The 23,829-nt window shown below is 69.6% G+C and carries 29 protein-coding genes; 11 read left to right on the forward strand and 18 right to left on the reverse strand.

Annotated features, from left to right (window positions below):
• Positions 1–210: 210 nt before the first annotated feature.
• The 12 genes from ACZ499_RS20145 to ACZ499_RS20200 form a co-directional block, all read right to left on the reverse strand.
• Positions 211–1,395 carry a bifunctional class I SAM-dependent methyltransferase/NUDIX hydrolase gene (locus tag ACZ499_RS20145; RefSeq protein ID WP_468676653.1) on the reverse strand — a complete coding sequence of 395 codons (1,185 nt, stop codon included), beginning with the start codon at positions 1,393–1,395 and terminating at the stop codon, positions 211–213.
• Positions 1,392–3,383 carry an ABC transporter ATP-binding protein gene (locus tag ACZ499_RS20150; protein WP_468676655.1) on the reverse strand — a complete coding sequence of 664 codons (1,992 nt, stop codon included), beginning with the start codon at positions 3,381–3,383 and terminating at the stop codon, positions 1,392–1,394. Before ACZ499_RS20150 ends, ACZ499_RS20145 begins: the two co-directional genes overlap by 4 nt.
• Entirely contained in the window at positions 3,380–3,979 is a 600-nt protein-coding gene (locus tag ACZ499_RS20155; RefSeq protein WP_468676657.1) for an NUDIX domain-containing protein, read from the reverse strand. Before ACZ499_RS20155 ends, ACZ499_RS20150 begins: the two co-directional genes overlap by 4 nt.
• Positions 3,980–4,248: 269 nt before the next feature.
• Positions 4,249–4,977 (reverse strand): phosphotransferase, encoded by a 729-nt coding sequence (locus tag ACZ499_RS20160; protein ID WP_468676659.1) that lies wholly within the window; start codon positions 4,975–4,977, stop codon positions 4,249–4,251.
• A 12-nt stretch (positions 4,978–4,989) separates the two neighbouring features.
• The gene (locus ACZ499_RS20165; protein ID WP_468676661.1) at positions 4,990–5,823 is read right to left on the reverse strand and encodes a class I SAM-dependent methyltransferase; all 834 of its coding nucleotides are present in this window, start codon (positions 5,821–5,823) and stop codon (positions 4,990–4,992) included.
• Positions 5,824–5,853: 30 nt separating this feature from the next.
• Positions 5,854–6,369 carry a P-loop NTPase family protein gene (locus ACZ499_RS20170; protein WP_468676663.1) on the reverse strand — a complete coding sequence of 172 codons (516 nt, stop codon included), beginning with the start codon at positions 6,367–6,369 and terminating at the stop codon, positions 5,854–5,856.
• Between the two features lie 64 nt (positions 6,370–6,433).
• Positions 6,434–7,444: a CgeB family protein gene (locus tag ACZ499_RS20175; protein WP_468676665.1), complete on the reverse strand. Its 1,011-nt coding sequence runs from the start codon at positions 7,442–7,444 to the stop codon at positions 6,434–6,436.
• Positions 7,441–9,150 carry a carbamoyltransferase family protein gene (locus ACZ499_RS20180; protein WP_468676667.1) on the reverse strand — a complete coding sequence of 570 codons (1,710 nt, stop codon included), beginning with the start codon at positions 9,148–9,150 and terminating at the stop codon, positions 7,441–7,443. The genes ACZ499_RS20175 and ACZ499_RS20180 overlap by 4 nt, the downstream gene beginning before the upstream one ends.
• A complete protein-coding gene (locus tag ACZ499_RS20185; protein ID WP_468676670.1) occupies positions 9,147–10,076 on the reverse strand; it encodes a thymidylate synthase in 930 nt (309 codons plus the stop codon). Before ACZ499_RS20185 ends, ACZ499_RS20180 begins: the two co-directional genes overlap by 4 nt.
• Complete coding sequence (locus ACZ499_RS20190) at positions 10,073–11,242, reverse strand: NAD-dependent epimerase/dehydratase family protein (protein ID WP_468676671.1); 1,170 nt, start codon at positions 11,240–11,242, stop codon at positions 10,073–10,075. The genes ACZ499_RS20185 and ACZ499_RS20190 overlap by 4 nt, the downstream gene beginning before the upstream one ends.
• Before the next feature lie 12 nt (positions 11,243–11,254).
• A complete protein-coding gene (locus ACZ499_RS20195) occupies positions 11,255–11,929 on the reverse strand; it encodes an ATP-binding protein (RefSeq protein WP_468676674.1) in 675 nt (224 codons plus the stop codon).
• Positions 11,930–11,952: 23 nt separating this feature from the next.
• On the reverse strand, positions 11,953–12,756 hold the full coding sequence (locus ACZ499_RS20200) for a TauD/TfdA family dioxygenase (protein WP_468676676.1): 804 nt from the start codon (positions 12,754–12,756) through the stop codon (positions 11,953–11,955).
• Positions 12,757–12,924: 168 nt separating this feature from the next.
• Here ACZ499_RS20200 and ACZ499_RS20205 point away from each other — a divergent pair, with 168 nt between their 5' ends.
• Both ACZ499_RS20205 and ACZ499_RS20210 read left to right on the forward strand, forming a co-directional pair.
• Positions 12,925–13,362, forward strand: coding sequence for an NUDIX hydrolase (locus ACZ499_RS20205; protein ID WP_468676678.1), 438 nt, complete (start codon positions 12,925–12,927; stop codon positions 13,360–13,362).
• 3 nt (positions 13,363–13,365) lie between these two features.
• Positions 13,366–14,556 carry a helix-turn-helix domain-containing protein gene (locus tag ACZ499_RS20210; protein WP_468676680.1) on the forward strand — a complete coding sequence of 397 codons (1,191 nt, stop codon included), beginning with the start codon at positions 13,366–13,368 and terminating at the stop codon, positions 14,554–14,556.
• Positions 14,557–14,774: 218 nt separating this feature from the next.
• On the opposite strand, the gene ACZ499_RS20215 is transcribed toward ACZ499_RS20210, so the two are convergent.
• The 6 genes from ACZ499_RS20215 to ACZ499_RS20240 all read right to left on the reverse strand — a co-directional run bounded on the left by ACZ499_RS20215 (position 14,775) and on the right by ACZ499_RS20240 (position 17,853).
• Entirely contained in the window at positions 14,775–15,287 is a 513-nt protein-coding gene (locus ACZ499_RS20215) for a GntR family transcriptional regulator (RefSeq protein ID WP_468676681.1), read from the reverse strand.
• A 20-nt stretch (positions 15,288–15,307) separates the two neighbouring features.
• Positions 15,308–15,472 carry a hypothetical protein gene (locus tag ACZ499_RS20220; protein WP_468676683.1) on the reverse strand — a complete coding sequence of 55 codons (165 nt, stop codon included), beginning with the start codon at positions 15,470–15,472 and terminating at the stop codon, positions 15,308–15,310.
• A gap of 49 nt (positions 15,473–15,521) precedes the next feature.
• A complete protein-coding gene (locus ACZ499_RS20225; RefSeq protein WP_468676684.1) occupies positions 15,522–16,118 on the reverse strand; it encodes a class I SAM-dependent methyltransferase in 597 nt (198 codons plus the stop codon).
• Positions 16,119–16,402: 284 nt separating this feature from the next.
• The gene (locus ACZ499_RS20230; protein WP_468676685.1) at positions 16,403–16,936 is read right to left on the reverse strand and encodes a response regulator transcription factor; all 534 of its coding nucleotides are present in this window, start codon (positions 16,934–16,936) and stop codon (positions 16,403–16,405) included.
• Entirely contained in the window at positions 16,933–17,154 is a 222-nt protein-coding gene (locus ACZ499_RS20235; protein WP_468676687.1) for a hypothetical protein, read from the reverse strand. Before ACZ499_RS20235 ends, ACZ499_RS20230 begins: the two co-directional genes overlap by 4 nt.
• Before the next feature lie 36 nt (positions 17,155–17,190).
• Positions 17,191–17,853 (reverse strand): hypothetical protein, encoded by a 663-nt coding sequence (locus tag ACZ499_RS20240; protein WP_468676689.1) that lies wholly within the window; start codon positions 17,851–17,853, stop codon positions 17,191–17,193.
• Positions 17,854–18,069: 216 nt separating this feature from the next.
• Between ACZ499_RS20240 and ACZ499_RS20245 the strand changes: the two genes are divergently transcribed.
• From ACZ499_RS20245 to ACZ499_RS20285, 9 genes are all read left to right on the forward strand, one after another.
• On the forward strand, positions 18,070–19,239 hold the full coding sequence (locus ACZ499_RS20245; protein WP_468676691.1) for a helix-turn-helix transcriptional regulator: 1,170 nt from the start codon (positions 18,070–18,072) through the stop codon (positions 19,237–19,239).
• A gap of 19 nt (positions 19,240–19,258) precedes the next feature.
• Positions 19,259–20,005, forward strand: coding sequence for a 5-formyltetrahydrofolate cyclo-ligase (locus tag ACZ499_RS20250; protein ID WP_468676693.1), 747 nt, complete (start codon positions 19,259–19,261; stop codon positions 20,003–20,005).
• Between the two features lie 178 nt (positions 20,006–20,183).
• Positions 20,184–20,720, forward strand: coding sequence for a DUF3558 domain-containing protein (locus ACZ499_RS20255; protein WP_468676695.1), 537 nt, complete (start codon positions 20,184–20,186; stop codon positions 20,718–20,720).
• A 55-nt stretch (positions 20,721–20,775) separates the two neighbouring features.
• Positions 20,776–21,141, forward strand: a complete 366-nt coding sequence (locus ACZ499_RS20260) for a hypothetical protein (RefSeq protein WP_468676697.1) — start codon at positions 20,776–20,778, stop codon at positions 21,139–21,141.
• Positions 21,128–21,556: a DUF6093 family protein gene (locus ACZ499_RS20265; RefSeq protein WP_468676699.1), complete on the forward strand. Its 429-nt coding sequence runs from the start codon at positions 21,128–21,130 to the stop codon at positions 21,554–21,556. The genes ACZ499_RS20260 and ACZ499_RS20265 overlap by 14 nt, the downstream gene beginning before the upstream one ends.
• The gene (locus ACZ499_RS20270) at positions 21,556–21,981 is read left to right on the forward strand and encodes an HK97 gp10 family phage protein (protein WP_468676702.1); all 426 of its coding nucleotides are present in this window, start codon (positions 21,556–21,558) and stop codon (positions 21,979–21,981) included. Before ACZ499_RS20265 ends, ACZ499_RS20270 begins: the two co-directional genes overlap by 1 nt.
• The gene (locus ACZ499_RS20275; RefSeq protein ID WP_468676704.1) at positions 21,978–22,415 is read left to right on the forward strand and encodes a hypothetical protein; all 438 of its coding nucleotides are present in this window, start codon (positions 21,978–21,980) and stop codon (positions 22,413–22,415) included. Before ACZ499_RS20270 ends, ACZ499_RS20275 begins: the two co-directional genes overlap by 4 nt.
• 122 nt (positions 22,416–22,537) lie before the next feature.
• Positions 22,538–23,035: a phage tail tube protein gene (locus ACZ499_RS20280; protein ID WP_468676707.1), complete on the forward strand. Its 498-nt coding sequence runs from the start codon at positions 22,538–22,540 to the stop codon at positions 23,033–23,035.
• Positions 23,032–23,598 carry a hypothetical protein gene (locus tag ACZ499_RS20285; RefSeq protein WP_468676709.1) on the forward strand — a complete coding sequence of 189 codons (567 nt, stop codon included), beginning with the start codon at positions 23,032–23,034 and terminating at the stop codon, positions 23,596–23,598. The genes ACZ499_RS20280 and ACZ499_RS20285 overlap by 4 nt, the downstream gene beginning before the upstream one ends.
• Positions 23,599–23,829 lie beyond the last annotated feature (231 nt).

Below are 23,829 nucleotides of genomic sequence, written 5' to 3' on the forward strand. Positions count from 1 at the left end.
GGCGAGCAGAAGGATCAGGGGGCAGGCTGCTTTCACGTGGACGGGTATCGGCGGTTCTGGCTCGGGCTCCTCCCCTGGCTGGTGGCCGGTCGCGTGGTCCCCGGCGATGCACAGTGGGCAGTTCGGGTCGTACGTCATGGCTCCCTTTCATCCAGGGCGGCAGCGGCGGGAGTCAGGTGGCTCCCGCCCCTGCGGCGCTTCGACTGGCGGTCAGGGACGGTCGTGCGGCAAGGCTGTGGGCAGGAAATGGGCCCTGGGGTGATTGATGCGAAGGTCGGGCCGCCAGGCGGTGAGGCACTGGGCGGTGCAGTCGAAGAGCCTGTTGGGCAGCGCCGTCAGTGGCCACGAGCGCCAGGAGCCGATGGCCGGTTCGCGGTCGTGGGGTTTACCGCGCCAGCGGGTGACCAGGACCGGGACGGTGACCCGGAGCACTCCGTCCACGTGATCCAGGAGGGTGCCCAGTACACGGGCGTCGTCGGTCTCGGCAAGGAGCCCGGTTTCCTCGGCCAGCTCGCGCACTGCGGCCTGTGCGAAGTCCTCGCCGGGTTCAACGGAGCCGCCAGGTGCCTCCCAGGTTCCCCGGGCATGGCGTCCCAGCAGAATGCCGTGCGGGCCGTGGACGAGGATGCCGACGCCGACGGCTGCGTGCGGGACGGGCGCTCGTGTGGTGCGGGCCCGCGAGGTGGTGGTGAGAGGCCGATGCGCCTGGAAGAGGCGGTAGGAGACGGGACTGTCCGGCTGCTCGGAGTCCAGCACGGTGATCGAGTCGACGATCAGCCCGCTCTGAACCAGCAGGTCCTCCCAGAGCGAGGGTTCGAGCACCCACATGTGGACCGTGCGTTCTTCCCCGCTGTCGGGCAGGCGCAGGGTTTCGGGGCGGGAGGTGAGGCGGGAGGAGGGCCCTACCCCGGCTGAGGTGGTGTGCAGGGCGGTGAAGACGAGCTGGCCGCCGGGGGCGACGGCGTCGGCGAGGACGGGCACAAGCCGGTCGGGATCGAGGTAGGGCAGCCCGTTGACGGAGTAGATCACCTCGTACGGATCGGCAGCGGCCAGGTGCCGGACTGCGTCGGCCAGTACGAACTGGACGCCGGGCAGCGTGCTGTACCGATGGGTGGCGCGTTGGTGCTGGCTGGGGGAGGCGTCCACGGCGTCGACCAGCGCCCCCCGCCTTGCGAGGTAGGCGGCGTGCAGGCCGAGCCCGGAGCCCAGGTCCAGGAACCGCCGGCCACGGAGATCGCCGAGGATCTCGACACCGGGGCCGGTGCCGGCGTTGCCCCAGTGCCACTCGACGAGGTCAGGGATGTCGGGACAACGCTGGAGCTGGTGGTGGCCGTAGGCATGCCAGGTAGCGGCGTTGACCTGCTCGGCTCCAAGAGCGGTGGGACGGGCGCTCATAGGGAATCTCCGGCGGGCTCGTCGGCGGGCAGAGAGGTGGCTTGGGCGGGGACGGTGTGCTGGTAGGCGCTGGACTGCAACAGGTAGGCGTCGCGGAAAGCTCCGGTGCCGGTGACGGGGTCCATGAGTTCGTCGAAGGTGCCGTGCTCGACGATGCGCCCGTGGTCCAGGACCACGATGATGTCGGCGTGCCGGACGCTGTGGAGGCGGTGGGTGACCAGCACCACGGTCTGTCCTTGGTCGGCCAGGGCGCGGATCTGGTCGAAAGTCCGCTGCTCAGCCTTGGGGTCGAGAGCGCTGGTGGGCTCGTCCGCCACCAGGACCTGGCCCTGGCGGAAGTGCGTGCGAGCGAACCCGATCCGCTGCCACTGTCCGCCGGAGATCTGCTGGCCGCCCTTGTAGCCGCGCGAGAGGAGCGTGCCGAGCCCGTTGGGCAGCTCGGTGATCACGTCGTCGGCGCCCGCGAAGCGGGCCGCCTCCATCAATTCGTCATCGTGGAAGGGATCGACAGGGCGGCCGATGCCGATGTTGACCCGGGCGGTGAACGGCCAGCGGTAGAAATCTTGCGCCAGGGTGGCGACCCGGTCATAGATCTGTGCCCGGCTGGCGGTGACGGAGTCCACCTCGTCCCACCAGATCCGGCCCGCGTCCGGCGCGTACAGGCCGCAGAGCAGTTTTACGAGAGTGGTTTTGCCCGAGCCGTTGCTGCCCACCAGCGCGATCGTCTTCCCCGCGGGCAGCACCAGGTCGATGTCGGTGAGGGCGGGAGTGTCCTTGCCGGGATAGGTGAATGACACCTTCTCGAAGCGGATCTCCGCGTGATCAGGCAGGTCGATGCCGTCTGTGGGGATGGCGCGCCGCTCGGCCTCGGTGCATAGCTGCTCGTAGTCGCCGACGAACAAGCTCTCTTGGTGCATGTCGGAGATTTCCAGGACGCACCGGCGCAGGGATGCGGAACCGGAGCGGATGGCGAGGACGGCGGTGCCTCCCACGGACAGGGCCATCGCCCCAGTCCACAGAAGCAGCCCGAGCACCCCGAAGGTCGCCGCCGTCGCGGCGCCGGTTGCCGTGGCGGCGAGCAGTCCGGTGAGCGCGTCCTGGCGGGCGAGCCGGTCCTGCTCGCGCTCAGTGGTGTCAGCCATGCCCCGGAAGTGCCGCAGCAGCCACGGGCCGACGCCGTGCAGGCGCAGCTCGGCGGCGGCGTTCTGCTCGATCATCAGCCGCGTCAGCAGCTGGGCGGCCCGCGCGTGCTGCACGAACTTGTGGAAGGAGATGTAGCGGCGGCGGGCCTTGGCCATCGCTCCCCAGGCGCTGGGCACGGTCATCAAGAGCAGCAGAGGCAACAGGGCAGGGTGCAGCACGGTGAGGACGCCGGCCGCCGCGATCAGGGAGATGAGGCTGTTAACGACGTTGGTGGCGTACTTCACCATCCTCCGTGCCGACTCCGCGCCCCAGGACGCTGAGTCAAGCAGCCGGTGGAACTCGTCGTCCTCGATCGCTTTGAGTTCGACCCTGGCCACGAGCGTCAAGTACCGTTCTGTGGCGACGCGTTGGACGCGTGGCTCCAGGGCTCCAGTCGCGGCGGTGGATGCCGCAGTGCACAGCGCCCCGACCATCCCGGTCACCGCGACCGAGAGCAGCGCCGGCAGTGCATGGGTGATGCGCTGCGGGACGGTCCCCGCGGCCAGGAGGTGGGCGAGCACTGTGTTGACGGCCACCAGGGAGATGGCCTGGGCGATACCCGAGAACATCTCGGCGACCGCGACGGTGCGCAGGGCTCGTCGGTCCGCCAGGGCCGCCAGGCGTACGGACGTTGCCACGAGCCGGGGCAGATTCCGTGCCATCGACCACAGGGACAGCCCGAGCCACGCACCGTGATGCGCGTTCCAGCCCATGTCGTACTGCAACTGCCCACCGAACAAGAGCTCCTCGGACGCCGAGACCTCCTCAGTCTCGGCATCGTCGGGCAGGGCTTCGTCCTTCTTCATGCGGTGCCCCCCTCTCCGGTGGCCGGCATGCGCAGGCACGCCTGGAGGGTGCCGGTGACGAACAGATCCAGGAGGATGGCCGTGGCTGGGTGGCAGTCGGTGGGCGGCTCGCCCGGCTCTGCCCAGACCAACTCCACGTGTCCGTGGGGACCCGCGTTGTACGGCTCGCCCCTCCAGCGCTGCACGGTGAACATCACCACCAGGTACCGCTCCGCGTCGTCGACCTGGAGGTGCGCGGTGCAGCAGTACTCCACGTCGGCCGGATCAACGTGGACGCCAACAGCCGCGCCTACGGCGCGGCGTGCGCTGTCGTCCGCCCACTCGTCGTGCGTCAACTGTCCGCCGACGAGGACGAGGCGCTGGTCGTCTCCCGGCGCGGTCCGGCGCAGGAGCAGAACCCGGCCGTCCGGCCGGTGGAGGACCACGGCCGTGTCCACTGCGGAGCGGTAGCGGTCAGGCTTCCCGTTCGGGTCGGGAACGCCGACGGCAGTTGGGGGATGCTCTTGATGGAGGAGGCGGGCGGTCCGCTGTTCGACGCACACAGGGCGCTGTTCGAACTTGGGCTGGTCGCCGGTGCTATGCATGCGGTGTGGCATGGACGCCTCCTCGTTGACGTGACGCTCGGACAGATGCTCGGACTAACGGCACCCAAGGGCGCACGTTCGGGTGGGGAGGGGGCGAACTCTTCGGGCTGATGTGCGGTTTTGCTCTCTGGGCCTTGTAGGGCTTGAGCCGGGATCCGTTCGATCACGCATATGGGCGTCCGAGTGTGCGTCGCACACGATCCGGGGATTGCGCGACACCGTGTACGGCACGCGGGAGGGAAGTGGTTCAGACACGGTGGTCGGTTCCTTCGAGGATTCGCTCAACGGATCTGGGCTTCGTGGCGGAGGGTGTGCCAGCTGTGGGTGTAGCCGTGGTGGCCGAGGTAGGGGCTGGTGAGGATGTGGTGGATCTCCATCCACTGGTTCAGCCGGTCCGGCGGGACGGGGTGGGGAACACTCTGGTTGTAGGCGTCCAGGGATCGGCGGGTGAGCAGCGCTGGGAGAGGGCCGTATGTCATGGCGGTGGTGACGATGAGCTTGGCCAGGTCGTAGCCGAATGGGGCGAGCGTCAGGTCATCGAAGTCCACCGCGATGATTCCGGTGGCAGTGTGCAGGAAGTTGCGGGGGTTGGCGTCCTTGTAGAACGCGGCGGGTTCCTCGGCGGCAGAGGTCACGAGGTTTGCTGCGTCGCTGGCCGTGAGCGCCGCCCCGGGGATGTTCCCGTTGGCTAGCAGTGTGCGGATGCGCCGGATACGCGGCGCGGTGAACGGCTCCAGCGGCTCGACGTCCGGCACCGTGCAGCCCTTGCCCAGGCGCGCGCTGCTCAGGACGCCTCGGTGGGCGGCGGCGTGGGCCTGCCCGAGGAGGAGGGCGGCCTCGGGCAGCTGCTCGGGGACGAGGTGGCTGCCGTCCACGCGGGCGAGAACTAAGCGGCGGCCTTGGCGGCCGAGGACAGGGGCAACAGGCATCCCAAGACGAGCCAGCCACGCCTGGTGCGCCTGGGCCCGCTGAGCGGCCACTGGTGTGCGGTACGTCTTGATGAACTCCACGCCTGTCCCTCCTCACTCGTCGGGAACGACCGCGACCAGGTAGCTGACCACGGACGCGGTGTCCACCGGCCCGTCGGGCAGGGCCAGACGGAGCCGGGCCGCGAGGGCTGCGGCGTCACCGGCCAGACCGGGCGGCAGCTGGTACTTCGGCGACGTCGAGAGGTAGGCCGCCGTGTGCGCAAGGTCGTGGAACTGGAACCGATGGGTCTCGTGTTCGACCGTCTTGACCTGAAGCACACCCTCGACAGTGGAGCGGAGATTGGCGTTGTTGAACGCGGCGTAGAGGCTCGGCCGGGCCTCGGCGCGCGGGTCCAGGCCCGCGCGGGCCATCAGGTGGTCCAGCGACCGGTAGCTGTCGGCGGACTTCGTCGCAAGGATCACTGTGCCCCCCGGGGTGAGGCAGCGGGCGATCTCCAGTACCACGAGCTCGGGCCGGACAGCGTGGTAGAGGCAGAACGCGGCCACGGCCAGGTCGGCGGTGTGATCGTGCAGGGGAAGGCGGTGGAAGTCGGCCTGCACAGTCGCGCCGGTCAGGCCGTGCTGGTGGAGCCGGGTACGGGTGGCAGCTAGCAGCGCGGCGGACGCGTCTATCGCCACGACCCGCGGGCGGGGCAGGGCCTGGGCCAAAGCGACGGTCGAGGCGCCCCGGCCGCAGCCGATGTCTACGACCGTCGCGCCGGGCCGGGGCAGGGTGTGTGCCGCATGGGCGGCGACGACCTGCGCTGCGGGGCGGCCGGAGACCTTCGCCGCCAGGAGCGCCTGGGTACGTTCGGTGAGCCGCTGCTGGGTGCGGTAGAGGCTGCCGGTGACGAGCCGGGAGTCCAGGAACGGGGAGAAGTCAGACACCGGCAGCCCCCCGGCGGGACGGGCTGCCAGTTAGGCGGCGTGCGTCTTGGTGAGCCGGTCCAGGAGCGCGCTGGCCTGGCGGCGGCTGGTGACCCGGTGCACGGCCGCGCCAGTGGCGTGCTCGGTGATCAGGTCCCGCACCCGGGGGGCCATCGTCTTGCGGTAGCCCCACACGTAGCGGATGAAGCCCCAGTTGATCCGGTCGTACACCCCGGTCGCATCGTTCTGGCCGCCGCCGTAGCGCAGGCGGCGCTGCGCGATGCCCCACAGGCAGGCCCAGGCCGGAAGGTCGAGGAAGATCACCGTGTCGGCGCGGCGCAGCCGGATGGGCAGCGTGCCGGCGTAGTTCCCTTCGATGACCCAAGCCGGTGCGGCGACCAGCTCCTCCTGGATGGCGGCGAACTTCTCCGGCGGCAGGGTGTTCCAGTGGTCGTCGTAATACACGGCGTCCAGATGGGTCACTGGCGCGCTGATCAGGGCGCTGAGCCGCTTGGAGAGGTACGTCTTGCCGCTGCCGCCGCAGCCGATGAGGGCGATGCGCTTCATAACTGAAGAAGCTACCGAGCCCAGCGGGGGCCGTGTGGCCACATTTCATGATCATTCCCCCGAATCACTTCAAGACCGTGTCGATGGTGGCGAGCTGCCGGGACAGGCGGAACGGGTCCAGCCTGCGCAGACACTGCGCCAGTAGCCGGGCGCGATGTTCGGCGCCCAGGACGGCGAGACGGCGGGTGATATCGGCCACGTCGGCTCCGCTCCGCGCGTGGAGCTCCTCGGGGACGACCGTGGCTGCCGACCGGTAGCGGGCGGGGGTGATCGGCGCGCATCCCGTCAGGACCGCTTCGAAGATCCGCTGGGTGTACTGACCGGTGGCGATGTACCGGTCCGGGGCAAGGAGCACTGTCGCGTGGGCCGCCTGGTGCATGCGTACGCCGTGGCGGAAGGGGACGCGGCCGAGGAAGGTGACGTGCGGCCAGCGCCCGGTGTCCTCCCATTTCCCCGCGACCTCGTGCGGCAGGTCACGGGCGGCGGGCGCGAAGTACGTGGTGAACGCGTCCGCGCGCCCGTACTCGTTGCCCACGTACACCAGTGCCAGGTGCCGCGGGTGGGCGGCGAGCATGGAGGGGTCCGCCTGATCAAGAACCTGGTCGGCGACCGGGAACAGCAGACTCTGTGCGCCGGGCCGGGGGTGGAGGGCCGGTTCGCACACGGTGACGTTTCCGGCCTGGCGTAGCGGGTCGGCCGGGTGCAGCTGCTGGTCCTTGTCCCACAGCAGGGCCGGAATGCCCCCGTGCCGGACGTAGTGGCACACGAGTTGCTGCTGGCGGTGCAGGTCGCAGGTATGGCCGGTAGTGCCGCACGGGGTGTCGTTGCGGCCCGGGATGCGCCAGCGCCACTCCAGGAACAATGCGTCCAGCTCGGGCAGCCCCGCATCCCACACGTAGGGGCCGGCCACGGGGCGGTGTGCTTCCAGGGTGTCCCGGTCGGTCTGGAGGAACACCACCTGGTGCCCGGTGGCGATCAGGCCGTCCACGAGGGTCTTGCGGTGGCTTCGGCCGCCGTCGGGGGTGTCGGTGATCCCGTCGCCGAGGAACCCCCAGTGGCTGTATCCGATCCTCACTCCTCTACCTCCTGGACCCACCAGTCCTCCAGCAGCAGGGCCTCGATCCCGGACTCGGCGAGGCAGTCCAGGGCCTGGTCGGGGGTGCCGCAGATCGGCTTGCCCTTGATGTTGAGGCTCGTGTTGATCAGCACCGGGGTACCGGTGATCTCGTGGAACGCGCGCAGCACCGCGTCCAGGAACGGATTGCGTTCGGGGGTGAGGGTCTGGATGCGGGCGAGACCGTTGGCGTGGACGATCGCCGGAATCGTCTCGCGGGCCAGCGGCGTCACTCCGCTCGCGAACGACATGTAGGGGGCCGCCTGGCCCAGGGTGAAGTAGTCGGCCGCCTTGTCGGCGAGCACGACCGGCGCGAAGGGGCGGAACGGCTCGCGGAACTTCACGCGGGCGTTCAGCCGCTCCACGACCTCGGCACGGAGCGGGGAGGCAAGGATCGAGCGGTTGCCCAGGGCGCGCGGCCCGGCCTCTAGCGCGCCCCGGAACAGGCCGACGATCTTCCCCGCGGCGAGCTCGGCTGCCAGATGCCGGGCGGCGTCGGCCGGGCGGTGGGCCCGCATCCCGGGGCGGGGACGCTCGTCGAGGGTGATCCCGCTGAACGCGGGTCCCAGGTAGCAGGCGTCCCGGATCCCCTCCACCAGGGCCGGGGTCCGCTGCTGCCACACGGACAGGGCGGCGCCCGCCGCCGTGCCGGCATCGCCCGGCGAGGGCGGCACGAACACCTCGTCGTATCCGGCCTCGGCCACGATCCGTCCCAGGCTGACGCAGTTCAGGGCGACCCCGCCGCCCACGCACAAAGCGCGCTGACCGGTGCGGCGGCGGGCACGGCGGGCCAGGTGGACCATGACCTGCTCGGTGCGCTCCTGAAGGGCCGCGGCCAGGTCCGCGTGCACCTGCGATACCTCCTCCTCCTGCGTACGGGGTGGGCAGGTCGCTTGCACGAACCGGGCGGACAGACGCGGGTAGCGGCTGGAGATCACCCGCAGCGGGAACCAGGCCGGGTTCAGGGCGAACGCCTCCTCGGTGAGGACGATCGCCTGGGCGAACAGGTCTCGGAACCGTGCCGGATCACCGAGAGCGGCGAGTGCCATCACCGTCCCCTCCTCATCCCCGCGCCGCCAGCCCAGGTGCTCGGTCACCGCGCCGTAGGCGTAACCGAGGGAGGCCGGATCGCGCAGCGACCACCGCTGCTGCATGCGGATGCCACCGGGGGTGTGCCGGGCGGAGCACATGGAGGTGGTGACGGTCTCGCCGAGGCTGTCCACGATCAGCACGGCCGCTTCCTCGAACGGGGAGGCGCCGAAGACGTACAGGCCGTGCGCACGATGGTGCTCGACCCCGTGCCGACGGGCGCGCGGGAAGCGCTCCCCGAAGCCCTGCAGCCGCTGGGCAGCCCGCCGGGTTACCGTGAAGAAGCTGCGCGCCCTGGGCACAGCCCGCCGCGCCGTTCCCGGCCGCAAGTGGCCCAGTGGGAGTGCCCCGGGCAGGTAGAGCCGGGGGGCGAAGTTGTAGGCCACGTCGCTCACGTCGCCGGGCCCGAGCCCGGCCGTGTCCAACAGCCAGTCGACGGCCGCGCTGGGGTACTCCTTGGTGTGCTTGATGCCGTTGAGGCGTTCCTCCTCGACCAGGCCGACGAGCCGTCCGCCCGCGATCAGCGCGGCTGCCGAGTCGTGCGTTCCCGAACACAGGCCGAGCACCACGGGCTTCATGCCGTCTCCCGCCCTTCCAGCTTCGTGTACCAGGAGTTCAGGCCGTCGGCCAACACCCCGCGCGACGAGCTGATCATGTGCTGGGCATCGGCCCGGTCACCGCTCTTCCACACCCGGTAGCTGCGCATCACCCGGGCGAACTCCGCCCACGCCCCGGACACCGCTCCGTCATTGGTGATATCGGATAGCAGGGGGTCGAAGTCCTCCCAGCCGATCGCGAGCGGCTCCATGACCCGGCTCGGCGCGGGCGCGGTCGGCAGCTGCCGGGCGGCGAGGAGGTTGGTCTCGTACAGGTGTAGGGAGTCCACGTGGTGGTGGTAGTGCCCCAGCTCTGCCCCTACCCAGTGGGCCATCAGCTCGTGCAGGACCGTCGCGGTGAACAGGTCGTAGCAGAACCCGAGCCACAGGTCCTGGCTGCGCATCGTGGTGTGCATGTCCAGGCGGCCACCGCGCACGTAGAAGCGGTAGTTGAGGGTGCAGGGGATGTCGTTGTGGTGGGGGATGTCCCGGCCGGGGTCGTAGAGCTGGATTAGAGCCCGGCGGGAGTCGGGATCGGCCAGCAGGGTTCGTCGCACGTGGTCGAGCTGGTCGCAGCCCGGCTGCCAGGCCCGCATCCGGGGCCCGTAGGCGCCGCGCAGTCGTCCCGCCTCGGCGTACTGGGCCATGCGCTGGTTGTAGGCGCAGATCCACACATCACCGTCGCCCGACAGGATCCACACCGCCTCGGCTGCGGCGAATGCCGCGTTCAGGACCCGCGCCGGCGGCACGTTCACCAGGCGTCGGCGCGGTTGGGTCAGCGTCAGGTGCGCGCCGATGACCTCGGTGGTGGCCAGTCCGCGCGGCTTGACCGCCTGGCCCTCGGCCAGGACCGCGGTGCAGGCGGCGGTGAACAGCTCGTTCGCCGACGAGGCACAGACGTTGATCACAGCGTCCCCCCTACGGCAGTGGCACCGAGCGTGTCGCGGGTCCACGCCCACTGCCGGGCGATGCCCTTCGTCAGCCGGATGCGCGGCCGGTAGCCCAGGAGGGACGCGGCGAGCCGGGTGTCGGCCTCGGTGCACTGCGGGTCGCCCGATCGCGCTGGAACCCGCGTCAGGGGCACCGGGGTGCCGGTCACCTTGCGGACCGTGTCCAGCAGTTCCCGCACCGATACGGTCTGCGGTCCCGCCACGTTCACGACGGTCCCGTTCAGGTCCTCCGCGGCGGCCCGTAACAGCGCATCGACCACGTCGGAGACGTACGTGAAGTTCCGGCGCTGGCTGCCGTCCCCGTAGAGCCGCATCGGCTGACCGGTGCGGACCGCGTCGAGCATCCGGAAGATCGCCATGTCGTCGCGCTGCCGGGGCCCGTACACCGTGAAGAACCGCAGCCCCACCGACCGCGTTGCCGCGCCGTCCCGCAACGCGTAGGCCAGGGTGAGCTGTTCTCCCGCCAGCTTTGACACCCCGTACGGCGACAGCGGCGCCACCGGCCCGTCCTCACGTGATGGCCTGTTGGTCCGGCCCCCGTACACGCTGGACGATGACGCGGCCACCAGCCGGGGCACGTGGGCGCGCTCGCACTCCTCCACGAGGTGGTGGGTCGCGTCGATGTTGTCGTGGATATAGGAGAGGAACGCCTTGCCCCACGATCCGCGCACGCCGGTGGACGCTGCGAGGTGGAACACCACGTCCACGCCGGCCAGCAGGTCCCGCAGACGCGGGTCGGTCAGATCCATGTGCGCGAACCTGAACCCCGGCTGGCACATGGCCCCGTGGAGGTTGCGGGCAGCCACAAGGTCGGCGCTGGGGGACCTCCGGTCGACGCCGGTCACCGCCCAGCCGTCGGCCACCAGCGCATCAACGAGATGAGAGCCGATGAACCCGGAGGCTCCCGTCACCAGCGCGGTCCGGCCCCGTGAGTTGCCATTCAACGCCGCCTGCTCGCCACTTTGTCCGGGCCGCTTGTGCTTCTCGGCGGGTGGGGCGGGGGAGGACTGCGGCGTCGAGAGGGGGGTGGGTGGCTGGTCCTGGCTGCCGTGAGGGGCGTGGAGCTGTACCGACCGGAGGAAGGGTCCGGCTATGTCGGGGTCGGCGAAGTGTAGTGATTCCACGGTGCTCCTTCGTCAGGGGGACGTCGTGCAGGGCGTGGTGCCGGGAGTGTCGGCTGGCCTCGGGGAAACCGGCCGACACCCTCTTGTCCGCCCGTGGCTGGCTGCCTCGGTACGTACGCGGGCGGAGCTCTTCGCGGTCGCCGGTGGGCCAGGGGTACCGCGACCGACCGGGTGACCAGTCATCGCATCGGTTCCCGCTCGCCGCGAGGCCGACCGCTCACCCCGTTGCTCCCGCACGACGCCCTCGGGGGCGATGTACAGGCGCGGGCGCGGCCTTGCCGCCGTTGCCGGGCAGGGAATGGACGCCTCGGTTTCTGCGAGCGGCGGGGGCACGTCGAACTCAGCCCACACCTTCTTGCCTCCCGGCGTGCGGTGCCAGCCGGAGCGGCTGGCGAAGACGTCCACTAGGAGCAGCCCGCGCCCGGACTCCGACTCCGCGACATCATGGATGTCCGGGCGGGCTGGAAGTTCCTCGCTGCCGTCGTGCACGACCAGGATCAGCCGGTTCTTGTTGAGGGCGAGACGGACGGTGACTGGGCCCTGCGCGTGGGCCAGGGCGTTGGTGACAAGTTCCGAGGTGACCAGCTTGATTGCGTGGTGCTGGTCGGCTTCCAGCGTGACTCCCCAGGCAGCGATCTGCGTGAGGAGGCGGTTTCGGGTGCGGGCCAGGTCGGCGGTTCCGGACACGTGGATTCGGACTTGGTGGGCGGTCACGACGCCGTCTCCTCGGGTGCCCGGTCGGGAGTGCTGGGGGCGGGACGGAATCCGATGGGGAGGGGGGTGAGCTGGGGGAGCGGCTCGCCCAGGGCGCGCCACATCAGGCGGTCGCCTGTGTAGCTGGTGCGGGCGTGCAGCCAGCGGCTGTTGTCCAGGAGGTAGCCCTGCCCGGCCTGGAGCGGCAGGGTGATCTGGTGGCGTTGGATGGCGGCGCGCAGAGCGGGAAGGTGGGGTTCGACGAGCGGACTCCAACGCGCCAGGGCGTCTAGGCGCAGTCGCAGGCAGACGCGTCCTTCGGCGTGCGGGGTGAATACCTGCGAGGCGTGGCCGTCACCACCACCGAAGAACGCGGTGTGCCGGGTGGACAGCAGGTCCAGGGCATCGGGGTGGTGGGCGGTAAGGTCTGCGTGGACGGCCCGTCCGTCGGTCAGCACGCACTCGCCGCCCGTGGCCGCCGGGTATGCGCACACCAGAAGCATGAGGCGGGGCGGCTGAGGGGTGCCGGAGCGTTCGGTGTGGGGGGCGAGCTCGCTGTTGGTGAAGCCGCCGTACCCAGCCTGCCGTGCGTGGCGGCGGGTGTCGTAGATCACGGTCAGCCCGTCCCGCTCGTCGCTGTCGCGATGGGCGGTCACGCGCATGATCCGGTCGGCGAACGCCGTGACGGACGAGCGGAGCATCAACCGGTCCACGGTGACCAGCCCGGTCTCCCGCAGCTGCTCCGCGAGGTCGTTCACGGACAGCGTGGTGGCCGGCTGGAACGGCGGGGCGGGAGCACGCAGGGCGTGGGCGTGGCTCATCACGGGACTCCTTTGCTGGATGGCTGACCCACTGTTCGCGGCCAACGGGCGGGCGGTAAAGCGACTGATTGTCGACTCGGGCAAGTCGGGCAGAACGCAACGGAGTTGGGGCCGGCGTGCTACGTTCCGATCGCCCCTTGCACGCGCTGTTGGACGAGGAATGCCGCCATGCCGTACACGCCGCCGTTGTGGCCCGTCTCCGTCAAGGGCGTCGCGCTCGACGCACTTGGTCGGGTCCTGCTGCTGAAGAACGAACGCGAGGAGTGGGAGCTGCCGGGCGGCCGGTTGGAGGTCGGCAGTCCGGACGGCTCGCAGGTCCCGGACGACTCGCCTGAGCAGGCGCTGGAGCGGGAGATCGAGGAGGAGACCGGCTGGAAGATCCAGACCGGACCCCTCATCGACGGCGGAGCGTGGATCTACGAGCCCATCCCCGGACGGCGCGTTCTGATCGTCACCTACGGCTGCACCGTCCTGACCCCCGACCAGACCCCGGTCGTCAGCCACGAGCACAAGCAGGTCGGCCTGTTCACCGGCGATGAGGTGCCGTCGCTGACGATGCCCGAGGGCTACAAGCGGTCCATCACCGCCTGGTTCGCCCAGGCGTAACCCGTGAACGGCACCGGGAAGGAACCCGTCGGCGGCAGGGCGCTGGAACCGCAGCCGCCGTCCCGGTTCGCTGCCTGGCACTGGGCCACCGGCCAGGCACAGCAGATCCTCGCGACCCGCGACCTCGGCAAGATCCTGCGCCTGTTCCGCGCGGTCCACGGCCTCAACCAGACCGAACTGGGGCAGCTGCTCGGCTACGACAAGACGTACGTGTCCGCGATCGAGCTCGGCAAACGGACAGTGGATGACGTCGGTTCGCGTCGGCGTATCGCTGATCAACTGCGCTTGCCCCCGCACCTGCTCGGGATCACCGACGTCGCGGATACCGATCACCGGGCGATGGTCCAGTTCGGGGAGTCCACCGTCCGTCTGGCGGAGATCGCACGCCAGTCCGGCCACGCCACCGAAGCGGTCGCTGAACTGTGGCCGCTGGTAGCCCGCCTGGAGGCCCGCCTGGAGGACGGACACGCCGAGCAGGACGTCCTGTACCTGCTGGCCCGCGCCCGGGTCGGCCTCGGAGTGGCCCTGGGTAACGTGCTGCCCGAGGAGAGGCTCGCGACGGCCGCGCGCTGGACCGGCAAGAGTCTGCCGATCGCCCAGTACTTCGGCGACCCGGCGTTCTCCTCGTCCGTACTGAGGATGCACGGCAACGAGCTCCGCAAAGCGGGCTTGAAGGGCGCCGCCGTTGATCGCCTCCAGCACGCCGCTGCCCTCGCCCCCACCTCTGCGGCGCGGGCCGCTGTCCTGCCGCTCCTGGCCCGCGCCGCGGGAGCCCTGGGTGGCGGGGTGCTGTTCGACGCGGTGGTGCACGAGGCGGAGGTGCTGATGGAGGAGGTGGAGCACACTTCGCTGTTCAACCCCTATGCGCTGCACGAGATCCGGCTGCGCGGCCTGGTCGCCACAGGCCGGGCGGACATCGCGATAAGGCTGGTCGAGCGGGCCCCGGAGCCGACCACGACGGTGGCTCCGCAGTGGCGCGTGATCGAGCTGATCACCGTGGCCCATGTACGGCTCCTGGCCGAGGACCGTGACGGCGCCAGCACGTGCCTGGAGGCGGCCGTCGCGGAGGCGGCCCGGCAGAGGCTGCCGCACCAGTTGCAGCGGATCATGCGGGCCGCAGGCGATCGGCTCCCGGCCAGCCGGGATGCCGCCGGCCAGGTCCTGGACCGGCTGCGCGAGGAGATGGCGGCCTAGCCCGACACGGGGCCGGTCGCCGGGGAGGGCGCCGTCGCGGGCGAGCTGACCTCTGACGGTGTTGTCCGCGTCGAAAAGGACCTTCGCGAAGTCTCGGTCGACCTGGTATGAGTCCCGGCCGCCGCTGAGCAGGTGGTAGAGCCGGGCGGGGTTCGGGCGGCGGAAGCCGTCTTCGTCCAGGGGCGGTGCTCCCGGACCCCTCCACGACGGTCCGGACGTCAGCATGGCGCACCGTCCGTCCCCTGGTTGAGCCACGCAGCGGGAGGTACCGGGGTGGGATGGCTGCTGACGACGATGGCGTTGCCCTTCACGGGCAGTGCCAGTAGTCCTTCGGCCGCCAGGTCGCGCAGGGCCCGTCGGACGTCACGCGGCGAGAAGCCCAGAAGACGGGCGAGGTCACGTCCCGGCGGCAGCGGATGGTCCACGCGGTGCACCCCATCGCGGATCTCATCGCGCAGGTGCCGGGCGGCGGCGACCGCGTTCGCTCCGGGCTCGGTGTGCCGGACCCGCCACCGCTCGCGCGGCGCCACGACCAGGCGGTGGCCGGCGTCCCGGTCGAGGACCCCGAGGTCGTGCAGGCGATCGAGCGCGGACCGTACGCAGATCTCAGGCACCCGCAGTTCTGCTGACAGCTCGACCGAAAGCGGCAGCACCGAACCGAAGAAGTGGTCCCCGCGGGCGATGCGGGTGAACAGTACGTGCCCGGTGTTGCTCAGGTCGGTGGCGGTCACGGGCCGCACGCCCCGCCGCGTCATGCGGCGTCCCGAGCAGGGCACTCGAAGCGGATGTTCATGTCCAGCTTGCCCTCGACGCTGACGGTCAGCTCAGTGGGAGCGGTCACGTGGCCCTTGTTGGCGGTGGGCTGCGGGGCCTGGCGTCGGGCGGTGGTCGGCGGAGGCGCATCCTGCGGGGTCATGAGTCCTCATTGACAGGGTAGTGATGGCGAGGAGTGGTTAGGGGAGTGCTCAGTTGGCCGGGCTGCGCAGAATCACGCAGGCCACACGCTGGCTGGTGAGGTCGTGGCGCACGGCGTGAGCCCAGCCGTCCCCGAGACGGTCGAGCTGCTGCTCCGTCATCCCGCCGCGCAGGCTCCGTGCCTCGTAGTCGGTGGCGCGGACCTCGCTCAGGTAGAGGTGGCCGCCGGGGCGGAGCCAGTGGGTGCGGATCCGGTAGAGAAGATCGGCGGGGTCATCGAGTAGTGACAGGGTCTGGCGGCACACGACCAGGTCGATGCTGCGCGGGGTCAGGCCGGGCGGGTCACTGAGGGCGAGGTCATGGACGACGTAGGGCAGCGGACTGCTGGTGGCCCGCCGCGCCTGGGCGACCATCGCGGGGGACCAGTCGATGCCGGTGACGTCGAGTCCGGCGGCGTGCAGGTGGCGGGTGAACTCACCGGTGCCGCAGCCGGCGTCGATGGCGGTCTGCCCGCGAAGTGCGGGGAAGCGGCGCTCGAAGCGGCGGAGTTCCTCGGAGACGAGCGGGTGCAGGTACCAGCCGCTGCAGGCCACGAGGTCCCAGAACGCGACGTCGTGCGCGGGTAAGCGGGGCGGGCTGGTGGTCATGGGTACTGTCCTCTCAATCGCCTCACCAAAGTGGGGCGAGATGGCATATTTCGGTCATGGTTGGGTGGGGCGGCCCCGCTGTGCGATGCGGAGGCCGGGGCGCGCGCTGCTCCTGCCGCCCCGCACAGCAGGTGGATCGCCAAGCGGCGCCGCGCCTTCCCGCGGTCCCCGTCCCGCACACGGGCGCAGCGTCCGAGCCGCGAGCGGGAAGGCCCCGGCTGGTGGGTCGCCTCCTGGCCGCGTCGCGGACGGGGGAATCTCGACTGCGACCAGGAGGCGGCCAGTTATGGAGGAGACAGATCGTGCGGGACGCGTCGCGCGCCGAGCAGCCCGAACTGCCGGGCACGGGTCATGAGATGGGGCCGCCGACTGACCTGGAGCGTGCGCAGGAGCCGACGGCACTCCGCGTTCGCTTCCCGTTCGGAGGGGAACCCCAGCTCCATAGCGAGGGCGGCAGTGTCCTGACCTTGGGACAGCCCCTGGAGTAGCTGGAGCTGGATGCCCGTGAACACCAGCTCGGTTGCCAGCGGCGCGGGCTCGGGAACCGCGCCACACTCGTACGCGGCATGCACCATGGCTGTGGTGTCGTGCGTGCCCAACCTCGCGTGCACCGACGTCAGATGGGATCGCACCGTGTGCGTCGACAGCTTCAGTTCCCGAGCGATCTCCGGTGCGGTGTAGCCCAGTCCGGTGAGCAGCACGACCTCCTGCTGCCGGTCGGACAGCCGCACCCACCAGCGGGGCGACCCGGGCGCCCCGCTGGCGCCAGCCCAGGCCGGAGTCCTGACCGCTGCGGGCGCGGTCGGAGTGTGGGTCACGGCAGCCGCCCGGGGAACACCCACACCAGTGAGATCAGCACGAGGCAGAAGAGCGGGAACCCGGCGCAGTGCTGGAGAAAATGCTGCCAGAACGGCAGCGGCCCCCGAGGAGAGGCCGCTGGCGCTCCGGCCCGGCGGCGTGCAGCCCGCACGGAGCGGGCTAGCAGCAGCGCGTACAGGGGGAGCAGGCCGTAGGTAAACAGGGAGCGGACGATCATGATCCTGGAGTGCGTAGTGGGGGGCGGGGAGAGTGGTCATCGCGGCGCACCCGCCTCAGTGTCGGCTTCGGTGCGGCAGACCAGGCGTATGCCCCAGCCGTAGAGCCACGTCTCCAGTCCGCGCCGCCCCCACTGCGGCTCGTCCACGCAGATCGGCGGGACGAGGTCGCTGGCCGACTCGACCGTGAGCAGTGTGATCCACTTGCCTTGGATCAGTCGCTGGAGGCGCTGCCAGCCCGGCCGCTCCCACAGCGGCCAGTCCGACAAGCCCCGGTCGTGATGGAACCAGCAGACGTTCCCGCCGTGCGCCTCGGCCGTACTCCGGAGTCGCGCGTGGACTGGTGTGACGTCGGCACCCAGGGGAGCGCTGGTGTAGGTCGCGGCCGACACACGGAGGGCTTCCACCTTCGTCGTGAGGCTGCGCAGTATCCGGACGTACGAGCTGCTGGGCCGGGCCCGGTCGACCGGCTTCATCTCCAAGAGCTGGCGCGCCTGGGCCACGGCTGCTGCCAGCTCCGGTGGAGGATCGAGCCTCAACTCCAGCGTTCGGAGCAGGCTCTCGATCCGCCGCCGGTCCTCCAACATTGCGTCGGTCCGCAGCCGGTAGGTGATCAGGTTCAGCGCGGCGAGGTCGCCCGCGCTGTTCGCTGATTGGTCGAGGAGTGCTGTTGCCTGCGCCAAGGGCAGCTGGACCTTCACTACCCATTCCCCCTCTGCCGACTCGGAGCGTGATAGGCGGCCGGCGTTCAAGGTGACGCCGGTTTCGACTCGTGGTGCGAAGTGGTTCTCACTGAACTGCGCGCAACTCCGCCTAGCCAGAGCAAAATTGATGCTCTAATGAGGCATCCCAGATGCAAGTAGGGGCATGACCTCGCTGTATCGGTGAACCGCGCTCGATGGACTGGGAGCCACGCGATGGGGCTGAGGAGATATCGCCTCGCTGAGCGTCGTAAGACCGTCGGGATGACCCAAGAAGTCCTCGCCGAGCGCTTAGGTGTTGACCGGACCACGGTCGTACGCTGGGAGGCAGGTACGGGCGCTCCTCGGCCCTGGCAGCGTCCTCGGCTGGCCAACCTGTTGCGCGTGACAGCCCTGGAGCTTGAAGACCTTCTGGCCAACCCAACCGACGGGGCCGTGCTCGATCAGCAGCGACGTGAACACGCGCTTCGCCATCCAACTAAGGTCGACCTCGTGACAGTGGGGGAGCTACGGCAGGAGTTTGACGAGCTTGCCGAGCAATACGACCGGATGCCTTCGGCGAGCCTCCTCGCTAGAGGCGGGGAGCAGCTGAGCCATCTCACCTTCCTGGCGAGGGAAGCACGTGGCGGTCGCGTACAGCGTGAACTGCTGTCCATTCAGGCCGACGCGTCCGCACTCATGGGGCAGTTGGCTTGGGATGCCTCGCAGCGACGTGACCAGGACACAGCCAGGAACTACTACGACCAAAGCGGCCAGATCGCGCGCCGGCTTCGTGACCACACGTTGGAAGCGCGCGCCCTGCTTCGTACCAGCTACGTGGCTCTCTATGGAGCCCAGCAAGATCCTCGTACTGGGCTCGACCTGGCTCTGCAAGCAGCGGAGACCGCTCGATTGACGAGCCCTGCCGTAACTGGGCTGGCTCTGCTGCACGCAGGCGAGGCGCACGCGATGCTTGGGGAGCAGCGAGCCTTCGAACGTAGCCTCGCGCAAGCAGAGCAAGCGCTCGAAAGGGCCGATGACGCAGACGCTGCCGCGGGCCTCGTCTCGTCCACCCAAGTTGGCCGTCTTTCGGGCTCCTGTTACCTGTCCCTCGGTCAGCACCATCGGGCCCAAGTGATTCTGGAAGCGACTGCGGACGAGCTGCAAGATCGAAAGAAGTCGAGAGCCATCGTGCTGGGCAACCTGGCGCTCGCCTACATCCGGCAGCATGAGCTTGACGCAGCTGTGACGACTCTTGGGGTGGCGATCGGAGAGCTTCAGGAGACCCGGGGCGGTGGAGGTATGAATGTCGTCTTCGGTGCCGCTCGTGAACTGCGGCCGTGGAGGCAGGAATCGATCGTTGCGGATGTCCATGACCGGCTCCTGGCACTCATGATGGCCACGTAACTTGTGAGGAGAACCTCTGGTGCCTGTCGTGCACGACGGAGAGAAGCAAGCGGTTCGAACGGCGGTGTGGGAGGCCCTTGACGCAGCCCAGGCCGTGCATGATGAGACGGCGTATGGGCGTATCCCGAACTTCGTGGGTGCAGACGCGGCTGCTCGTCGCTTGGCAGAGCTGGAAATCTGGCAGACCGCAAGGGTCGTTAAATCCGTCCCAGACAAGGCGCAGCTGCCCGTGCGGACCCTGGCGTTGAGCGCAGGCAAAGTTGTGTACATGGCGGTGCCGAAGCTGGCAGCACGTAAGCCCTTCTACCTACTGGATCCCCAGAAGGTAGCTGTTCCTCACGAGATAGCCGCCTCAAGTAAGTACGCGGCCACCGCGGCTCCCACCGTCGATGTCGATCAGCTCCGTCCCATCGATGTCGTCGTCTTGGGAAGTGTTGCCGCTAATCGAGAAGGTGTGCGGGTCGGGAAGGGGGCTGGCTACTCGGATCTGGAATTCGCGCTCCTCGCCGAGGCAGGGCTCATCCGGCCTGACACGCTGGTGGTGACTACGGTCCACACGCTCCAGGTGATCGACGGGCCGATTCCTGCCACAGAGCACGACGTCAACGTCGACCTGATCGTCACCCCTGACGAGATCATTCAGTGCACAACGCCGCACCGCCCGCCGGGCATCCTCTGGGAGCATCTCGACGAGGAGAAGATCTCCTCGATCCCGACGCTGTTGGCTCGGAGCCGAAGCCGCGCAGTGGAACAGCGGCATCCATAGGGCTTGGCGGGCAGGCTGCTGACAACTCTGGCGGAGTGAGTGGCCCTGGGCTTCTGTTGATGGGATGATCACGCTCTCCCCCCACACCAGCTGACCATCCGGAACTCTCTTTACCAGAGGAGCTGTTGTGCATCCGCGTTTCCGCGTGTGGGGTGGAGTAGGGTCCATCGTTCTGGTGGTGGCAGGTTGCACATCAGCGAGCGATCCCGCCCCGTCATCGAGCTCCAGCCCGGACCAGGCGGTGAAGGCCGCGCCGATTAAGACCGAGGGCCTGAGCAAGGACTCGGTCTGCAAGGTCACGCTGTCCGAGGCTCAGCAGAAGACGCTTGGTGTGTGGAAGGCCGAGCCGATGGACGGCAAGGGGGAGACGAGCTGCTACTTCTCCATGACCCCCGACACGGCCAACGCGGCGGGCTACGTCGTCAGCTTCTTTGAGAACGAGGAAGCCCTCCTGGGGACGGCCGACGCGACAGGGGCTTCGCCGACGAAGGCCGTGCCCGTCACCGTGAAGGGCCGGACGGCCGCGCGGCAGGTCATGTTCGGTAAAACGTGGAAGTCGTCGCTCGCCGTCGACATCGGTGCCGGGCGTTTCCTGTACGTCGAGCGGTACTCGCCGATGCACGTCGTCACGGAACAGGACCTCAACAGCCAGGCCCGCACGGTGGCCGAGCAGGTCCTGGCGAACTTCGGCGGCAAGGGGAGTCAGGGGGCCTGACCCGGCCTCGCGCCTTGCGGGCCCGTGCGGCAGGACGGGGTATTAGGCTCCGCCGGTGAACGAGCTACCTCGCTTTCAGCTGGCCTTCGACGGCCGCGCCTACACCCTCGCCATCAACGGGGTCGACGTCAGCAGTTACGTGTCTGCCCTCGATCTCCACATGGTCCCGCACGCCCCGCCCAGCGTCGTCCTCCACCTCAACCCGACGCAGACCTGGCCCGCTGAGGTCGACCTCCCGGCCCAGGTCCACGTCGCTGTCCCGCCCGAGCCCGGCCCGGCCGCCGCAGTTTTCCTCGAAGCACTCGACCCGGTTGAAGTGGAGCGTGCCGCGCTCGCTCGCTTCGACCTGGAGTCGGTCCCCGGCGGCGGAACGGCCGCTGTGCTGCGCCAGCTCACGGAGTGGGCCCGTGGCGCGATTTGAACTCAGCGGCATCCAAAGGGTCGTTGAGGGCATCCTCGACGACAAGCTCGTGGTCACCCGGGACCCGGGTGGCCGCAGCGATGACGTGCTGGACGAGACGACGGGCGAGCTGCACCCCGGCCCGGCCGCAGAGGTGTGGCACGGGCTCGGCGCCGTGATCCGCGCCGGCCAGCTCGCGCTCACCGTGCCGGTGGACAGCGTCGTGTCGCTCAGCCCGGCCGACACGGTCTACGACGCGCTCATCCCCCTGTCCGCGCCAAGGCTGCAACCGGACGACGAGCTCACCGTCGTCGGGTCGGCCCGGCCGGGCGGACCGCGCGACCCGCACCTCATCGGCCGCCGCTTCCGGATCGCGGACAGCTCGACCGGCACGTTCTCGGTCATCCGTACCGTGCGTCTCCAGGAGGTCGACTGATGGCCGACAACCTCCACCCCAACGCGCATCCGGACGCCACGGCCTTCCGCGACCCGATCCAGCTGGCAGCCGCGCTCGCGCGGCTGGGGCCCGCGGTCCGCAACCGGACGCGGGCGATCACCCGCCACCATGCGATGCTGCTGCGGGTCCGGATCCAGCAGAACGCGTCCGGTAGGCCGGGCCCGAACGTCATCACCGGCCGGTACCGGGCGTCCTGGGACGTCAAGGTCACCGTGAGCGGCGGCTCGGTGTCCGCCGAAGTGTTCACCAATGCCCCGCAGCAGCGGCGCCTGGAATACGGGTTCGTCGGCGTCGACTCGCTCGGCCGGCATTACCGGCAGCCGCCATACCCGCACGTGGAACCGGCCTTCCGGAAGACTGAGCCCGGCTTCCTCGCAGCTCTACGAGACGGGATCTTGGGATGACGCCCCCACGCCTCCCCCTCACCATGGCCCTGGTCAGCGCCCTAGCTGCCGGGACCGGCAGGCCCTGCGGCCACGCGGTGGTCCCCCGTGATGCGACCGGCGCCCCGGCCGGCGTCCCGTACTCGATCCTCGACAGCCTCAACGGAGTGTTCTCTGGCCCGTCGTACGCGGACTGGCATGCTGACGCGGCCTGGAGCTACCAGGTCACCGCCATCGGAGAGCGCGCGGACCAGGTCGAGTGGCTTGCCGACCAGACCAGGAACGTCCTCGTCGGCCGCACCCCGACAGGCTGGGTGACCCCTCTGTACGTGCCGGGGATGGAGGTCATCGACCGGGAGCTGCTCCTGGAAGACGGGGGAGATCCGGTTGACGGCGGCAGGAGCAATATCATCTCCTATGTACAGAGGTTCACGATCACCGTGACCCCTGCCTGAAGAAACGTTCCACCTCACCGCGGAGGCCCGCGCGGACGCCCGGCTCCCCAGCCCGGCGCAGCCCCTTGAACACATCAGGGCAGGGCCTCTGAGCTGGCCGCTGCCCCGGATACGGGAGCACCGTGGCCCAGCAGCGCTTCATGCGACGCGGCATCACCAAGATCTACTGGCTCAAGACCATCGCCGACGCGAGCCTCATCCCCACACGCACCGAACTCACGGCGCCGAACGCGACCGACCTGACGGAGACGATCAGCGAGGTCGACGGATGGTCGCTGACGAACGAGGCCATCGAGACACCGGACATGGCGTCCACGTTCGCCTCCTCGATCCCCGGCAACGACAAGGCGGACAACTCCAGCCTCACGTTCTACGAGGACCGCACGTCCGACGTAATCGAAACCCTCCTGCCCAAGGGGGTGCTTGGCCACGTGGTGTTCCTGCGCAAGGGGGACACCCCCGGTTCCAAGTCCATGGACGCCTTCCCCGTCCAGGTCGCCAGCCGAGCGGCGGAGTACAACGCCGGAAACGAACCGGCCAAATTCAAGGTCACCTTCACGATCTCGTCGCCGCCCGCACTCGACGCGCCGGTCCCGGCAGCTGCGGGAGGCGCGAGGTGACGCCCTCGACCCCCACGGCCCCGAAGCCCCAGCCGCCGTCCAGTGCGGTCCGGTCCGACGCCCACTGGGCGGCGACGATGGAACGTCTCCGCAACCGCAGCCTGCCCCGGCGCACCCTGCGGATCTGCGACGACGACGCCCTACGGGCCGCACATGACGAGGCCCGCCGGGCCGCCGACCGCGCCCGGCTCCTCGCGGATACCAACCCCGACAGCAAGGAACTCGCCGCCCGGGCCGCCGGACTGGATGAGCAGCTGGCGGCCACACGGACAGCGCTGGATGACGCCTCGCTGTTCCTGCACTTCCAGGCGCTGCCGCGGCCCCTGTTCGAGGAGCTGGTCACTGCCCACCCGGCGACTGACGAGCAGAACGCCGAGGGGGTGGCGGCGTTCAACTCCGACACCTTCCCAGCCGCCCTCATCGCCGCGTCGTGCCTGGACGGGATGACCGAGGACGATGCGGCGGAACTCCTGCGGACATGGTCGGCTCCCGACGCCAACTTGCTGTGGGAGACCGCCTGGTCGGTGCAGCAAGAGGGCCGCATTGACCTGGGAAAAGACTAGGCGCTGACCCGCGACTGCGCGCCGAGCTGGAGCTGTGCGACCGGTGGGGGATCCCGCACAGCGCCTTCCTCGGCGGAGATGGGCAATGGACCGACCTTGACCGGGACAAGGCCATCGCCTGGCAGCAGTGGCAGCGCACCGTCTGCCCCGACTGCCGTACCCGCGCGCAGGACTGGGAGCCCGAACACGGCGGCGACCGGTATGCGTTCGTCGCGGACACCATTCGCTGCC

The organism is Streptomyces sp. NPDC031265 (assembly GCF_055570295.1).